Source organism: uncultured Butyricimonas sp. (assembly GCF_959596855.1).
In the GTDB taxonomy this organism is placed as follows: Bacteria; Bacteroidota; Bacteroidia; order Bacteroidales; family Marinifilaceae; genus Butyricimonas; species Butyricimonas muris.
The window spans coordinates 48,060-65,856 of the sequence record NZ_CAUFYA010000012.1; the positions used below are offsets into that span (position 1 = coordinate 48,060).

Annotated in this window: 11 protein-coding genes; 3 read left to right on the top strand and 8 right to left on the bottom strand. The window is 42.3% G+C overall.

The genetic code is table 11. The features are described from left to right. Positions 1-41 precede the first annotated feature (41 nt). The 3 genes from Q5866_RS07490 (at position 42) to Q5866_RS07500 (ending at position 5,085) form a co-directional block, all read left to right on the top strand. Complete coding sequence (locus Q5866_RS07490) at positions 42-2,474, top strand: bifunctional UDP-N-acetylmuramoyl-tripeptide:D-alanyl-D-alanine ligase/alanine racemase (protein WP_303179739.1); 2,433 nt, start codon at positions 42-44, stop codon at positions 2,472-2,474. 34 nt (positions 2,475-2,508) lie between these two features. Continuing rightward, on the top strand, positions 2,509-3,789 hold the full coding sequence (locus Q5866_RS07495; protein ID WP_186978234.1) for a M64 family metallopeptidase: 1,281 nt from the start codon (positions 2,509-2,511) through the stop codon (positions 3,787-3,789). Positions 3,790-3,891: 102 nt separating this feature from the next. Further along, positions 3,892-5,085 carry an ATP-binding protein gene (locus Q5866_RS07500; RefSeq protein WP_186978236.1) on the top strand — a complete coding sequence of 398 codons (1,194 nt, stop codon included), beginning with the start codon at positions 3,892-3,894 and terminating at the stop codon, positions 5,083-5,085. Between the two features lie 73 nt (positions 5,086-5,158). Here Q5866_RS07500 and Q5866_RS07505 read toward each other — a convergent pair whose 3' ends face one another. The 8 genes from Q5866_RS07505 to Q5866_RS07540 form a co-directional block, all read right to left on the bottom strand. Continuing rightward, positions 5,159-6,529, bottom strand: a complete 1,371-nt coding sequence (locus Q5866_RS07505; protein ID WP_303179740.1) for a hypothetical protein — start codon at positions 6,527-6,529, stop codon at positions 5,159-5,161. Between the two features lie 11 nt (positions 6,530-6,540). Further along, complete coding sequence (locus Q5866_RS07510; protein ID WP_186978240.1) at positions 6,541-8,067, bottom strand: RagB/SusD family nutrient uptake outer membrane protein; 1,527 nt, start codon at positions 8,065-8,067, stop codon at positions 6,541-6,543. 13 nt (positions 8,068-8,080) lie between these two features. Then, entirely contained in the window at positions 8,081-11,578 is a 3,498-nt protein-coding gene (locus Q5866_RS07515) for a SusC/RagA family TonB-linked outer membrane protein (RefSeq protein ID WP_303179741.1), read from the bottom strand. Between the two features lie 140 nt (positions 11,579-11,718). Next, positions 11,719-12,840 (bottom strand): FecR family protein, encoded by a 1,122-nt coding sequence (locus Q5866_RS07520; protein WP_303179742.1) that lies wholly within the window; start codon positions 12,838-12,840, stop codon positions 11,719-11,721. Positions 12,841-12,886: 46 nt separating this feature from the next. After that, positions 12,887-13,441 (bottom strand): RNA polymerase sigma factor, encoded by a 555-nt coding sequence (locus Q5866_RS07525; RefSeq protein ID WP_186978247.1) that lies wholly within the window; start codon positions 13,439-13,441, stop codon positions 12,887-12,889. A gap of 201 nt (positions 13,442-13,642) precedes the next feature. Continuing rightward, positions 13,643-14,737: a TlpA disulfide reductase family protein gene (locus tag Q5866_RS07530; RefSeq protein WP_303179743.1), complete on the bottom strand. Its 1,095-nt coding sequence runs from the start codon at positions 14,735-14,737 to the stop codon at positions 13,643-13,645. Positions 14,738-14,895: 158 nt separating this feature from the next. Further along, entirely contained in the window at positions 14,896-16,278 is a 1,383-nt protein-coding gene (locus Q5866_RS07535; RefSeq protein ID WP_227216758.1) for a hypothetical protein, read from the bottom strand. Positions 16,279-16,298: 20 nt separating this feature from the next. After that, positions 16,299-17,795, bottom strand: coding sequence for a RagB/SusD family nutrient uptake outer membrane protein (locus tag Q5866_RS07540; RefSeq protein ID WP_303179744.1), 1,497 nt, complete (start codon positions 17,793-17,795; stop codon positions 16,299-16,301). Between the last annotated feature and the right edge of the window lie 2 nt (positions 17,796-17,797).

The following is a 17,797-nucleotide window of genomic DNA, read 5'->3' on the forward strand; positions in this document are numbered from 1 at the left end:
TAAAATAAGTAGCTTTGTTGGTGTATTTTCAATTTTCAATTATGAAAGAGATTGCCGACATCGTACAAGGAGAATTACGACAAGGTATTCCGGTCGAAATCACGGAATACAGCATTGACAGCCGTTCTATAATCACCCCGGAACACACGCTGTTCTTTGCACTAAAAGGGAATAACCACAACGGTCACGATTACATACAAACGCTTTACTCTGACGGAATAAGGGCTTTCGTCATCAGTGAATACCGGACGGAATTCGACCATCTTCCGGAAGCGAATTTCATCATTGTCAAAGATGTCCTGACCGCCCTACAACAATTGGCCGCCTATCATCGCAGACAATCACGGGCGGAGGTTATCGGCATCACGGGAAGCAACGGCAAAACAGTCGTGAAAGAGTGGTTGTATCAATTATTGGCTAACGACCACACCGTGTATCGCAGCCCCCGAAGTTACAACTCGCAAGTCGGCGTACCGCTCTCTTTGCTGGGAATCGACACGAAAGCAGACATCGCCATTATCGAGGCAGGTATATCCCAAAAGGGAGAAATGCAACGACTCCAACATATGATTCGTCCGGATATCGGGATATTCACGCATCTGGGTGATGCCCACGACGAGAATTTCTCTTCCCGGGAAGAGAAACTGGCAGAAAAAGCCCGCCTGTTCACCACGTGCCGGTGGGTGATCGGACAAGCGGGAAATGTCATGCAATTCATCCGCACACAAGTACCAACCACCACTTCATTCTTCACGTGGAGCGAAGAAATTGAAGCCGACGTACAAGTGCAAACCGTGAATATGGCTCCCGACCACCGGGAAGTGAAAGTTACACACGGGCAACAGTCGTTTATTCTTGACATCCCGTTCGCCGACATCGCTTCACTCGAGAACTGCATGAACGCGGTCTGCGTTTTACTGCTGAAAAAATACGCTCCCGAAGTCATCGCTTCCCGGGTAGCACAACTCTCGGCAATAGCCATGCGCCTTGAAATCAAGGAAGGCATCAACAATTGCACGCTCGTGAATGACTACTATAACTCGGATCCTTCCTCGTTTCAGTTAGCCTTAAACATTCTGGCTACACAAGACACCTCGAAAGAACGGGTAGTCATCCTTTCCGATTTCATGGATTCCGGCAAAGAAGCCGACGATTTATATCCTTCCATTGCCGAAACGCTACGACAAGCCAATGTTTCACTATTTATCGGTATCGGGAAACATTTAAGTGACCACCGCCATGACTTCGCCCCCAATTCCCGCTTTTACGAGGACACGGAACATTTCCTGCGCCAAGAAGAACGGGAGAATTTCAAAGATCAGGTCATTCTGATTAAGGGGGCACGGGTATTCCAATTCGAGTTTATCGCCGGATTCCTGCAAAAACAATCCCACGGTACGATACTGGAAGTCGATCTGGACGCCATGGTTCATAACCTGAATCATTTCCGTTCCCTGACCGACGCGCACATCGCCGTCATGGTGAAAGCGTTCTCGTACGGAAGCGGCTCCCGGGAAATTGCCTCTCTATTGCAATACCATCGGGTGGACTATCTCATGGTGGCATTCGCGGACGAGGGCATTGAATTACGTGCCGCGGGAATCACCATTCCTATCGCCGTGATGAATCCCGAACGGGAGGCGTTCGACAATATGATCATGTTCAACCTCGAACCGGAAATATATGCCTTGGATATTCTTGAAGACTTCAACCGTTCACTGGCAAAACACGGCATCAAACGTTTTCCCGTGCATATCAAACTAAACACGGGCATGAACCGCTCCGGTTTTGACGAGAGAGATTTACCCCGGTTGTTGGACTTCTTCCGCTCGGAACGCTCCGTCTATATCCGGTCGATCTTCTCGCACCTCGCCGGAAGTGACGAAACGATACACGACAAATTCACGCTCGGTCAAATCCAGTTATTCGAGCGTATGACGGAACATATACAAGCCCGATTCGATTACAAGATATGGCGTCATATCTTGAACTCCGCAGGTATCGAACGTTTTCCACAATACCATTTTGACATGGTGCGCCTCGGCATCGGACTACACGGGATCAGTGCCACCAATGCCCCCCTCCAACCCGTGAGCAGTTTCAAGACATACATCTCCTCTATCCGGGAAGTACCGGAAGGACAATCCATCGGGTACGGTCGTAAAAGCTTTACCACCCGTCCCTCCCGTATCGCGGTCATTACCGTGGGATACGCCGACGGTCTGAACCGCCACTTGAGCAATCGTGTCGGACACGTCTTCGTGAAAGGAAAACGGGTACCCATCATCGGGAATATCTGTATGGATACCTGCATGATCGACGTCACCGACACGGATGCCACCATCGGTGATGAAGTGGAAATATTCGGGAAACACATCCCTGTCACCGAATTGGCGGAACAATTGGGAACCATCCCTTATGAAATTCTCACGGGTATTTCCCACCGCGTAAAACGGGTATATTACAAGGAATAAAGCAGTAAAACAATCACTATAAAATAACAAGTCTATGAAACAAGGAATAACTCTTATCGCCTGCATAGTATTACTCTTACAAGCGAACTTCTCGTGGGCTCAATTCGACAAGTATTTCCACAACAAAACATTACGCATGGATTATGCCCATTGTGGCGATAGTCAGAATGAAGAAATTTATTTCGAGGAACTTCTCGAAGAACCCTACTGGGGTGGTTCTAAGGTTAATTTAATTGACACCATGTTCTACGGGAATTACTACGTGAACGTGTACGACGCAGCCACTAACCAACTTATCTATTCCCGCGGGTACTGCACCCTTTTCGGCGAATGGCAAACCACCGACGAGGCGAAGATAACACGCCGTTGTTGTCTGGAAACTGTCGTGATGCCCTTCCCGAAAAATGACGTTCGCATCGAGATATGTAGCCGGAACAAGAAAGGCAAACTCGTGAAGAAATTCGAATACGCCGTGGATGTTGACAGCTATTTTATCAAAAAGGATCGTCGCTTACAATACCCCACGTTCGACGTGCTCTACACCGGCAACCCCGCCCATAAAGTAGACATCGTACTTCTTCCCGAAGGATACACCGCGGAAGAAATGGAACAATTCAAAGCAGATTGCCAACGCTTCGTGGAAGGGTTATTCAGTTTCTCCCCTTATAAAGAGAATCGCAACCGCTTTAACGTCCGTGCCGTACTCGCCCCTTCACAAGAATCCGGCGTTGACATCCCCGGTGAATACATCTGGAAAAACACGATATTGAATTCGTCATTCTATACCTTCGATTCCGAACGGTATATCATGACTTACGATCACAAAAGCCTACGGGACCTTGCCGCCAATGTGCCTTACGACTTTATTTATATCATAGCCAATACCCAGAAATACGGCGGAGGCGCTATTTACAATCACTACGGCATCAGCATCAACGGTAACCTGCACGCCGCCAAAGTTTACGTCCACGAGTTCGGACATCTTTTTGCCGGTCTGGGCGACGAATATGTCGAAATCGGCAGTTCTTACAACGACATGTACCCCAAAGGCGTCGAACCTTGGGAACCCAACTTAACCACCCTTGTCAATTTCAACAAAAAATGGAAAGACATGCTCGACAAGGATACCCCGGTCCCGACTCCTATCGATCGCCAAAACCTGAAAAAACTCGGTGTCTATGAAGGCGGAGGTTACGTTGAAAAAGGAGTCTACCGTCCCGTTCCCGACTGCCTGATGAACACCCTGTCCGGCAACGACTTCTGTCCGGTTTGCACCCGTGCGATTAAGAAGCAAATAGATTTTTATACTCGATAACACCGTTATCACATTAAAACTGTACCTTCAAAGGAACAATTTATGCCCAAAAACGTTCTTTTGAAGGTACAATTTTATATATTTGCAAAAAACAAATTTATCATGGAAACACTTGTTCGGAATTACACTCGGTTGGTAGATTCAACACCCGTCAAATATCGTCGGTATCTATACGACGAAATCGACTGGCAAGATCGCTTGATTGGCATCACAGGAGCCCGCGGGACTGGAAAAACGACACTCTTGTTGCAACATATCAAAATGAATTTTCCGGACAGGAACAAAGCGATGTACGTGAGTCTCGACAATATCTGGTTTTCCAAGAATTCTCTCGTCGATCTTGTCGAACAATTCCACGCTTACGGGGGAACTCATCTATTCCTCGACGAAGTACACCGTTACCCGAACTGGTCTATCGAGATAAAAAATATTTATGACAGTTATCCCGAATTACATATCGTGTTCACAGGTTCTTCCATACTGGAAATATACAAATCGAATGCAGACCTCTCCCGAAGAGCCATTCACTATCACCTTCACGGTCTCTCGTTGCGGGAATACCTGAATTTCGAGAAAGACATTAACTATCCGGTTCTTTCCTTACCGGAAATTCTAAACGACCACGTGAACATCGCTTCCAGAATCACGTCAGAAATCAAGATCCTCCCCCTGTTTGACGATTACTTGAAACATGGATACTATCCGTTCTACAAAGAGAATGTCAAAAATTACTCCCTGCGCCTGCAAAACATCGTGAATACTATTTTAGATAACGATCTACCCGCCATCGAGAATATAGAATACACGACTCTATTGAAACTCAAAAAGATGTTGATGATCATTTCGTCCCTCGTTCCATTCTGTCCTAACATGACCTCTCTCAGTTCTGAAATAGAAACGAACAGGGCATCCACGATCAAATATCTTGGCTTCCTAGAAAAAGCGAGGTTAATAAAAATGATCTCGTCTTCCCAAAAAGGGATGAATTCTTTAAACAAACCTGAAAAAATCTATCTCGACAATACAAACCTGTTATATGCCCTAACAAGTTCCAATATCAATGACGGCAACAAACGGGAAACTTTTTTTGCCAATCAAATGAATGTCCTGCACCATTTAAATATCCCTCCCAAGGGAGACTTTATCATTGATGATACCTACACTTTTGAAATAGGGGGTAAAAATAAAACATATAATCAAATCAAAGATATCCCCGATAGCTACATCGCATTTGACAATGCCGAAATCGGCTTCGGGAATAAAATCCCGCTATGGCTATTTGGTATGACATACTGAGTGTTTTCCGAACAAAAAATCTCCCAACCTGTCAAATAAACAGGAGGGAGATTCACACACACTATTAAAATTATTACTTCCCGGTAAACGCCCATTCAGATTTATAAGCCCAACGAGAGGGACAGCGTTCTAATACCATACGCATTCGTAATGCTTGATCTACACTTACGGAATTCTTACGGCTATATGAATCCATCACATTAAATGATGTAAACCAGTCATATATACCTTCAGCATCTTCTCTATACAACCGCGTATTCTTATAAACACTTGAAGAATAATCACTATAGAAATAATAAGTATCCTCGCAAAAATCATTATCTCCATCAACCCAATCATCATTTTGATTCTGATCTGTAAACATCAATCCATAATACCCTCCTAACACTGTCGCTAAAGTAAAAGTATTTGTTCCCTGTACAGAAGGATTCAAAAATGTCATATAATTTATCAACACCCCAATGTCCAAACAACTTACCACATCAGATGCCGTAAATTCATCCTTTGTTGTTAAAGATAGACCGGGAATAGATGTCGCTTCATAATCTGAATATATATCTGTCGGGGCAGCCATTTTATAAGAATATGTACCGTATTCACTTGTATTCGTGGAGAATCTAGTCAACCAGATATTCAGATACCTTTGGGGGTTCCAAATACATGTACTTTTATACCGTACAATAAATTTGTTATAGCCCGTGGACAAATTACTTGAACTTGAACTTTCGTCCTCGATATATTTTATATTTGAAGCGGACAAATTTATTACATTCTTTCCCGCTTCCTGCAATTTCATTCCGGAAGGATTATAAACCGCTAATTTAAATGTCAATTTCACATTCCCGCCGTTCGGATCTGTTGTTATCCGTTTATTAAAAATATTATTTACCTCTTCCAAAACTTTTTCCATATATTCTTGAGAAATGTCATACGTCGGACCGGCCGATGCGGGAGGTAACAACATATGAAATACCACCGGCACAACAATTTCATCGTATGATTCATCCGGCAAATTTCGAACTGTTATTGCCAAACGATTACTTTCAATCGCACCTGCCTTCGCATAAAAATTTAAAACTGTTCCCGGATTTTCTGTTATCGTAGAATAGACATTCTCTTTTATTTCGTTCCCTGCTTGATCATATACCTTAACACATCCCTTTGGTAATTGGTCATCCGGGATCAGATACTCTTCCTCAACCATTTCGGAAATATACTCTCCTTCTTCATTTCTCTCATACTTCATCACGTTCTTTTTACCATAAACAAATGGATAAAATTCCATTTTTGCCTCCCCGTTAGGCAAAAGTGTTTTATGATCTGCTCGTAACTCGATCCTTGAAATATCATCTACAGATGCTTCAAAATCCAAAATTGCAGTTTCCTCTTTTGCACAAGCACAAAAAAGAATCGATATTAATATATATTGTAAAATCTTTTTCATATCACAACAATTTAATCTTCTTTACTTGCCGGCCAACCCGGGTTTTGAGAAATATTATTATACATCAATTCCGCTTCCTCCGGAATAGGTAGTGCATATCGGTAATCATTCGCTTCCAATGTATAGAATTGCGACATATTATCGTCATCCAAAGCCTCTCTAGTTACAGACACCCTCAAACGTTTCATATCCAACCACCGCATTTGTTCCTCTAAAGCAAACTCTTTACGCCGTTCCCGCAAAATCTCATCCAATACATTACTTCCTTGGAATCCCGCATACCCCGGAATCTTACTACTCTTAAATTCATTCAGCAGTAAAAGAGCCTCCGGAGCGTTTTGACGAGCCTTAGCCTCGGCTTCAATCAAAAGTAAATCCGAATACCTAAACAAAGGATGGGTTTCACTACATACATCTACACTTCCGCGACTCTGCAATTTCACCCAATAAGGAGTGTTATTTATAATTTTGAAAAAAACTGAAACACGAATATCTTCTGCATCATACATCGCAAACAATTCCGGGTTTACCCTTTGTTGCGGATCAGAGGGTGTACCCCAAGGAGCGTAATTATTTCCCCCGTCTCCCGGGTGAGCGATTCTTAACAAGGCAAATTGGTGAGGTTTATCCAACGTATAATAAGCTTGATCTGCCGGAGCGTAATTTAACTCTTTTTGTTCATCTACTGTATTTTCAATCCGTGCCCCATCACGAGCTTCTCGTGCATAAGTTTCCGCCTTACTCCAATCATCGGGTTCTCCGGCACATGATTCTGCTTTATATTGATAAATTTGCGCCAAAATTGCTTTAATAATTCGCTCATTATAGAATATATTCCACGAAATCTTAGGCACAGTTTCATATTCCAATACTTCCGTCAATTCATGAATCAAAGTCTTGTAAATATCTGTTTGCTTCCATCTGGCACTACCGCTAGTCACTTCGGCATCAAACGTCATCGGAATACCATAATTATTATTGTCATAAGGAGCAAAAAGAGCATTTAGTCTAAAAAGATAATATGCCCGAATCACTCTCGCTTCCCCGGAAATCCTTTCGTGTTCTGTTTTGTCATAATCCGGAACTTTACTCAAATCATTCAGCACATTATTCAAATATCCCACCGCCAGAAAAGTAGCCTTCCATGTCTGATTCGCAAACCGATAACTCTCCCAATTTCTAATTTCACTAAACTCATTCCTGTAAGTATATCCTCCACGGGCTGGACTATCCGTATTTTGGTTTACAAACCCCAACATCTCAACATCATCCGATGCCATTGCCGCACAGATATTCACGTATCTGGAAAAAGGATAAATAATTCTTCCTCCCGCATAATAAACAAGGTTATAACTTACCATTTGATTATAGCCACCTGCATTTGAATTTGCCGTTGCATACAAGAACAAACTCATAGCCTCTTTCACGTCTTCTGTCGTATAAATAACTTTTACATTTTTTGGCGGCATATCCAAAAAATCTTTACATCCGGTCATACAAAGACCTATTGTCAATATAAATAATAATATTCTCTTCATAATCATTTTGATTTTATATACCAATAGAAATTGACAGATTATATTTTCTTGCACTAGGATACCCGAATGCACCATTATTTTCCGGATCTATTCCCCTGTATTTAGTTAATGTAAAGGCATTAGACACGTTAAAATTCAAACGCATTCGCGTCAAACGCAACAAAGAACAAAGACGAGGGGAAAGATTATAACCCAAAGAAATATTCGTGCATTTCAGATAATTCCCTTTTTCAAATCTAAAATCGTAGATATCATATAAATAAGAAGAATTACTCTCCTGATATTTAGGCTTATCTGTAACATCTCCCGGTTTTCTCCATCGGTTAGCTTCCAGCGCTAACACATTCTGTGAAGTAGCATAAATATCTCCGCCACTTGTCATACTTTGGAATGATTGAATAAGATGACCTGCCATAAAGGAAAAATTAGCAGAAAGGCTGAGGCTTTTATAAGTAAATGAAGTACTGAAACCACCCGTATAAGGCGGATAACTTTCACCCAAAAATACTCTGGATAACATTTTCTCCTGCCCCGTCGGATTTGCATCCATATTCACCACGTAGCGTCCGTCCTTGTACAAACTCCCCAACTGGTTCCCTTCTTCATCCAAACGATCAATATACGCTAAAGCTCCTCCTGTTGCCGGATCCACTCCAGCGTATTTAAAACCATAATACGCAGATACCGATTCTCCCTCTATATATAAACTATACAAATAGCTCATATTGGAATGTACGCTCACGGGCAATTCATCCACACTCTTGTAATAAGTTTCTGTCACAACATTTTTGTTCGTTGCGAAATTAAAAGAAGTCGTCCAGCTAAAATCATCCGTTCGGATATTCAATGTTTTAAGCGAAAACTCCCAACCCGTGTTTCTCAACGATGCCACGTTTGCCTTGATACTCTTTTTCCCGGACGAATACCCCAGCATCTTGTCATCCAATAAATTCCTTGTATCATTATTATAATAATTCACGCTTACATTGATCCGGTTATTTACCAGCGAAGCATCGAATCCGAAATTACGATCTTCTTTCCGTTGCCACTTGATCGAAGGATTACCCGGTATGTATTCATCCATTAGCTCCATCCCATCATAATAATAAGCCGAATAATTTCTACTCATAAGTGAAAATGGCAATGCATTCCGGTCAATGCTTCCGGTAAATCCATAAGAAGCCCTCAGGGACAATTGATTCACAAACCACACGTCCTCCATGAAAGATTCGTTATGCAAATTCCATTTTCCACTCACGTTCCATAGCGGAGAGAAACGATTTTTTGTCCCGATAATATCCGCACCATCCAAACGTGCCGAACCGGCAACAATATAACGATCTTCATAACTATAAGATCCCGTGGCGAAGAAAGAAACGCTTCTGTCCTGTGATTCGCGATGGCTCCCTAAACTCGTGAAAGACACTTTCGAACTAATTTCTACACCTGTCAAATCCGGATATGTAGCAATACCGTATGTCGGATTCCACTCCGGAATCATGCTGGCAAAACTATAACCTTTCTGGGAAGACACTTCATGCCCGAGTAATATATTCACGTAATGCTTGTCAGAAAAGCCTCGTGCATAAGTCAACTGATTCCGAATGGTCCACCCTTGAGAACGGGAAGTAGACTCGGAGAGTTTACCTTTATTCAGATAATCCGGAGTCTCATTGTCGTATATATTTTTTACCCATGAAGTTAATTTGGAAGTATACGATCCGGGCAAAAGTTCGGACATCATATGATTGTTTGAATTTGACAATGTTCCCATTGTTGAAAACATCAGTCCCTCGATAATCTTAAATTCTAGTTTAAGATTCAACTGGTTACTTAAATAACGAGTCTTATTCGTGTTCTCGTTCAAATCTTTGAGAATATTGAAATCATATAAATACCCGTCACGAACAGTACTCAATTCTGATGTGTAACTTCTATCATACGCGTAATCCCCGTTTTCATCATAAAGACGTTCATACGGATTGGCATACGTGGCATATCGCAGAGGATTCACGGCAGATGCGGAACTACGGTCATTACGTAATGAACTTCTGACGTCAAAATAAATCCGTAACCATTTGTTGAAATCATGCGTGAAATTTAGTGAAGCACCCACCGATTCATATTTATTATTCGGCATCACGCCTTCTTGTGTCATGTAGGAAAGACTTCCGTAATACTGCGTCCGTTCATTTCCACCCGAAAGCGTCACACTATAATTCTGAGTTTGAGCAACCCGGAAAATTTCTTTAAACCAATCCGTATTAATCTTGCTTAACTTCTCAATTTCAGCTTCTGCCTCTGCCCGACCGATGATTCCGTTATCCGCATTACGAAGTAATTGTTGCACACGACCACTCAAATTATAAGAAGAAAAATCCTCGTAAATGCTTCTCTCGAAATCAACTTTCTGCCGGGAATTCATCATCACCAATCGATTCTCCGGGGCCTCGCTTAACCCGTAGGCTGCTTGAATATTGATGTAAGACTGCCCGACAGTCCCTCGTTTTGTTTTAATAACAATCACTCCATTCGCGGCACGGGCACCATAAATAGCCGTGGCGGCGGCATCCTTCAACACGGTAATACTCTCGATATCATCCGGGGATATATTCCCGATACCACTGGTCAACACCGTTTCCTGAAATTCGGTTCCCCCCATGCTAACCTCAGGCACATCCCCCTGTAAAGGCATTCCGTCAACAATCCACATCGGATCGGAACTTCCGGTCAAAGAGTTTATACCCCGGATACGAATTTGAGCCTGTGCTCCCGGACGCCCGGATATACTCATCGTAGTCACACCCGCCATAGTACCTTTTAAAATTTCTTCCACGCTGGTATATCCTTTATTCATAATATCCTTTGACGTTATCGTTTCCGTCGATCCCGTCATCCGCTCTTTCTTGATCTCTTGATAACCGGTTACCACCACTTCCTCCATCTCCGTTGCACTCTCTTCAAGAATAACCACGATCGGCTTATCCTGCTTTTTATAAACCACGTCTTTTATCTTCATCCCGATAAAAGAAAAGCGCAACACGATAGAATCCCGCTCCGGTATAGTCAACGTAAACTCACCTTTTACATCTGTAGCCACACCGACCGTAGTCCCTTTCAACACGACGGATACACCCGGTAATGTTTCACCTTTCTTGTCCTTCACGATACCTTTTATGATGATCTTTTTCACCTCATCGGGTATCGTCATTTTTCTTTCCGAGATCAAGATATAATTATCTTTCACTTGATACACGTACTTATCCCCCAAAACCTGTTCAAGAATTTCGTCCAATGTTCCGTTTTGCACATCCAACGCAACACTCTTTTTCACGTCTAAAATTGACGTATTATAAAAAAACTCGTAATGACTCTGCTTTTTAATTTGTTTAAAGATAGACTCGATCGTCCCGCTCTTCACATTGAAAATCTCCTGTGCCCCTTGGGAATAACAATCTTTACCCCAAACACTAGAGGCTGAAATCAATAATAATAAAAATAGATTTCGCATGTACCTCAAAATTTTACTGATCCATTTTTTTTTCATACATTTGTAATTAAAGTTCATGACTCATTCACGTACATCGTCTGGTAAACTTTTGCGTGAATGTTGTTATCCATAAAGACAGGGAGGGTGAGAGCTCCCTGTTTTTATTTATGTTCTACTAAAATATTCTTTCCGTTTATTTCGAATTTCACATCCGTAATTGTTTCTATCAATTCAAGTAAATAACTTGCCGAGCGATCTTTTTCCGCGGCTCCTGTAAAACGTAAATTCTGCAATGTACTATCCTCATAAGCCACGCTGCAATCATACCAACGATTCAGTTTGACCATAATATCCTCCAAACGCATATCCTCAAATTTGAAAATCCCCAACATCCATGAAATATAAAGCTCCGGATCAACCTCTTCCAACTTTACCTGCTTGTTCTCTTTATTATATTCAAACCTCATTCCCGGGGTAATATTAAACTCTTTTTGTTCATCACGTCCCCGCACGGATACTTTCCCGGCAACCAATGTTACTGAAGCCTCATGATCCGCCGTATAATCGGAAAGATTAAAAGAAGTACCCAGTACCCGTACATCAATATTCGCGGTATTCACGATAAAAGGTTTATCCGATTTAGCCACATCGAAATAAGCCTCCCCCGTCAATTTCACTTCCCGCACATCCCCCGCAAAAGCTACCGGATAAGTCAACGCAGAACAAGAATTCAATCGCACGCTCGACCCATCGGACAAAAGTACCCGGTATTCCCCTCCCGCGGGTACAGTGATCGTATTATAAAGGAGTTCCGATCTTTTTTCTGCTAAAGTGTAATCCAATATCTGCAAAGAATCATTCTTAATCATCGCACCCTCTTTATCCCGGATAATAGACACTTTATCCAAAGGTACTTCCCGACCGTCACTCAATCGCAACACCGCGATTCCTCTTGCCGGTAATATATCCTGTTTTGCTAACCCCGGTTGTTCTTGTTTCCGTGTTTCGTTAAAATAAAATACACCCGCCCCCACGATAAATAATATGGCAATCACCGCGGCATATCGAGAAGATACAAGTACACGACGCTTTTGGGTGATATTGCTTATCCTTCGATGAATGAAATACCACAATTGGGCTAATTTACCTTCGGGTATTTCCGGCAGGTTCTCGACATCATCATTGAATTGATCATACCAACGCATAACCTGTTCTTCTTCTTCAGGCGTACATTGATGCTCCCTGTATCTTTTTAAAAGATCATATATTTCTTTTGTCCCCATTTTTCACCTTCTTTTCCTATAAGACAGTTCCGGGGAGCAAAAAGTACTAAAAAGAAAATAAAAAATTTTTCTGTCTCACTTCATGTTGAAGTCTATGAAGTATATCACCTAACTGGTTTTTAATAGTTTGCTCCGAAACTGATAATTTCTCGGCAATCTCTTTTATGGATAAATTTTGTTCGTGACGAAGCATATACACGCATTGTAGCCGGGACGGGAAACCCGACACAATCCGTCGTATATTCTCGTTCAAATCTTCTGATACAATCTTTACCCACGTGTAATCGTCTGTTTCCTCCGGTGCGCATTTTCCCTGATACTTATCACGCACCTGTTCCTGTTTTATTGAATTAAGTATATGATTTCTCAACCAAATCAAAAGATAACCCTTCACGGAAGAAGTAACCAGAAAAGAACTCCTTTTCTCCCATACTTGTATAAAAAACTCCTGAAAAATATCATCCGCATCAAAGGAATTATTTACACGAGCGAGAATATTCCGATAAACCATATCGGAATAACGGGAATACAACTCGTGGAAAGCAGCAACACTCCCTTTCTTTATATCATTTACAATTTCAATGTCCGCTCTATCCGGCACAATCCTCTCTTTTTAGATAAATATTCGAACGATTAATGAGCTAAAAAAAGAGATATTCTTAATCTTCCGGACAGAACTCGTAAACATTGATAATTAGATAGAAAAAAAATCCAAGCTTCTTGGATAATGTTTAAAAATTAGATAATTTTGAAACTCATTAATCGTTCGTTTTTTGCGTTCAATATTTCCATGCCAAGTACCTCATAATAAACCTTGTACACAAGTCCTTATATTTTCCCCTCTCACGTAACTCCCCACAATCCTATTGGTAGCATCCAACACGAAAACAGAAGGAACCGCACTAATCTTATACAACTGTGCAGCAGACGATTGCCAACCTTTCAAGTCCGACACGTGCCTCCACGTCAAGCCGTCTTCCTTGATCGCTTTCAACCAAGCCTCCCGGTTTGAATCCAATGACACGCTGATAATTTCCAATCCCCGCTCCTTGAACTCGTGATATATTGCCACCATATTAGGATTCTCCGCACGGCAAGGTCCACACCACGATGCCCAGAAATCCAGTATTTTCACCTTCGCTTTCACCGAATAAAGAGATAACGAATCCCCTTCCGGTGTCAGTAATGTAAAATCGGGAGCTATTTCCCCCTTCGCTGTTATTTTCGCATCCAAATAACGTTGAGTGATAATCTTCCCGTAAGGAGTATCCTTCATCTCGTCACTCAATAAATCATACATCGGCTTCAATCGCTCGAATCTCATTCTCGGGTTCTGTTTGAACACGACATACAATCCGGGTAAGCTATTCCCTTGTTCCTTCAAAAAACGGAATTCACTTTCCCCGTAAATAGAATCCAACTCATCATTTCTTTCTATCAACTGCCGACAAGTCTCCCGCTCCCCCGCTTTTCGTGCCTCTGCAAAAGCCTTTTCCAACTCGGGCATCTCTTTATATATATCCGCCTTTTGCATCATAAATTCATTATAACTCTTCTGAAGCCCGCCCCCGTTCACTTCCGATTGCTCGAATTGCCCCTTATTCAAATAAATATGAAAAGATTGATTCTCCAAAAACAAAGGCAACACCTGACGTCTTGATTTCCCTTGTACTTGTGCAATTAAAGGCCGCGGGACACTCCCTTCAAATCTAAATATCCCGGACTCGACAACCGCCACACCTAACGTATCCCATTGGCCTTCAATATTTCGAGCCGCAAGAAAAAGTGTATCCCCCTCCATTCCATCAACCTCTCCCAAAACGATAAACTTCTGTTGTTCACCACACCCGAACAATAAACTCAAACAAAAAACAATAAAAGATATTCTTCTCATCATACATCTGTTTTAATACACGGTAATCACATCAAATAAAAGACAGTTGTAAACACCCGAAAGTACTATTCCGGCAACAAATTATTCCTAAAAACTCTCTCCGTCAGCTAAGCCGACGGAGAGAGTTCAAATCTCAACTATCAATACCTCCTAAAAATACATCAATCTCCCCCGGTAAATGCCCAATCGGACTTGTAAGCCCAACGGGAAGGACATCGCTCCAGTACCATTCTCAACCTTTTCACTTGATCGACAGAGAGAGAATTCTTGTAACTATACATATCCAGCACATTAAAGGACGTGAAATACTCCATGGGACGGGTCGGATCATTCTCCGGTTGACCGTCCAGATTATTTCCTTTATAAACAGTGGGATAATAACCATAGTCAAAACTATAAGTATCCGGACAATAGTCGCTATCCCCATCCGGGTTCAAATAACTATACTTGTCACACCTCGTCTGAAGTATCCCGAAATACTCCGCCACCGGAGTTGCCAGACTAAATTCATTCTTCCCTTGCACTGTTGACGGGGACAACAAAGCCGCCAAATTCACCATAAATCCGACATCACGACAATCCGTTACATCATTTACCGTGAAACTATCCATATGTTTCATGGTCAATCCCGGGATAGATTCCAAATCATAGTCGGAATGTATCACCGAAGGAGCCAACATCCTGTACGACGTCGAAGCACCCGTCGTTGAAGTCGAAGTCGTGAATCTCGCGACCCAGATATTCATATACTTATTCGGGTCCCAGATAAGCGTTTTCTTCTTATTCAAAATATAGGCCAAATACTGGGTAGTCTTCGTGGAGGAAGTTCCCATTGCCGTGAAATCGGCTGCCGAAATATCCACGATATTCTTTCCGGGTTCCTGCATTTTCAACCCGTTGTAATCATAGGTCGCCAATTTAAACACGACCTTCGCGTTTCCGGCATTCGGGTCTGTCGTGATCTTCCGGTTAAAAGCATCGGACACCCGTTGAAGTTGCCCTTCCAAAAATTCCACGCTCAAATCATAACCGGGAGCAGCCGTGGCAGGAGGCACGAGTATATGGAAAACAACCGGAATCACGATCTCCTCGTAACTCTCGTCCGGCAACTCCCGAATCGTGATATCCAACCGATTACTTTCAAGATTTCCCCCTTTCGCGTAAAATTGTAACACCGTCCCCGGGGCATCCGTCGTCGTGGAATAATAATTACCTTCCACCACCTTACCATTCCCGTCATACACTTTCACGTAGTCCGCCGGTAACTGATCCGAAGGAACCAAAAACTCTTCCTCGATCTCTTTCCCGTAAAATTCTTTCGTGTCTTCATCCCGACCATACGCCATCACCTTTCTCTTGGCATACACGAAAGTACGGAAACCCATCTTATTGACTCCGTTAGGCACTAACGTCTTATGATCCCCGCGTAACTCGATTCTTGAAATTTCATCCGGTGAAATATTCAAATCAAAAATCACACTCTCTTCTTTTTCACACGAGGTCAAAAACAACATCGTGATTAAAAAAACGATTATATATCTCATAATATTCTCATTTACATTTATTACTTCCAACCCGGATTCTGGGGTATATTATTGTACATCAACTCGTAATCGGCAGGTAGTGGGAACGTGTACCTGTAATCGTCACTTTCCAAAGTGTACGTTTTCACTTCATTCGTCGCCTCGTCTTTTGCCTGACGCGTAACTTTTACCCCTGTCCGTTTCATATCCAGCCAATTCATCTGCTCCTCGTAAGCGAACTCCTTACGACGTTCTTTCAGAATCTCACCGATCACGTCATTACCTGTATACCCCGTGTATCCCGGAATCTTGCTACGCTTGAACTCGTTCAGTAATTCCAGCGCCCCATCTTTCCCTTGACGGGCAAGAGCTTCCGCTTCAATCAACATCAAATCGGAATAACGGAATAAAACATGCACATCGTTAGCGCTATGATCATCCGTCGCCTGCCACCTCGTCACGTATATTTTACCATCAATCTCCTTGAAATAAACTTCGCGACGGATATCATTCGCATCATACAAGCCGTACAATTCCTCGGAAGGACATTGTACCAACAACTGTTCCGGTCTTCCCCATGGAGCGTAATCATTCCCCCCGTAAGCGTATATCGCGAAACGCAATAAAGCGAACTTATGCGGTTTCGTCGTACCTTTCCCGAAAGGAACCGTCGTCAACTCGAATTGTTCGTCTACCGTATTTTCTACACGTTCATTTTTTCTAGCCTCCTTCGCGTAATATTCCGCCTTACTCCAATCATCATCTTCCGCCGCACAAGACTCTGCTTTAAATTGATATGTTTGAGCGAGAATAGCGTATATTATCCTTTTATTAAAAAATATATTCCAAGCTTCGTCAGGCACTGTTTCATACGCCAGAACATCCATAATCTCCCCGATTAACTTCGCGTACAAATCCGTCTGTTTCCATCTTTTCCCGCCTTGAACCACATCAGCATCAAAATTAAAGGGGATACCGTACTCGTTTTTGTCATATGGAGCAAACAACTGATTCAACCGAAGTAAATAATAAGCTCTGATCACCCTCGCTTCTCCCGATATCCTCTCGCCATCCGTTTTATTATAATCCGGCACATTCTCCAAATCTTTCAACACCATATTGATGTACCCGATAGAAACAAAGACCTCCTTCCATAGCTCACTTGGAAATAAATATCCTTCCCAGTTCTTAATCTCCCCGTATTCCTTTACAAAATTCTGACCACCGCGGGCAGGATTGGCAAAATCGTCAAAAAGGAAATTAACCATATCCAAATCGTTCGTGTATAAAATGGACGATACATTATTACGCCTCGTGAACGGGTACTGCACGTATTCATCATTAAACCGTACACCATTACTCACGTATCCCTTGCAATAACTCGAGGATGTTGTCGCGAACAACAACGTGGACATAGCATCCCGGACATCACTGATAGTATAAACTACTTTCGTATTTTTAGGAGGCATATCCAAAAAGTCAGCACACGCCCCGCAGAAAAACACCATGACAAACAATAAAAATATATTTCTTTTCATAA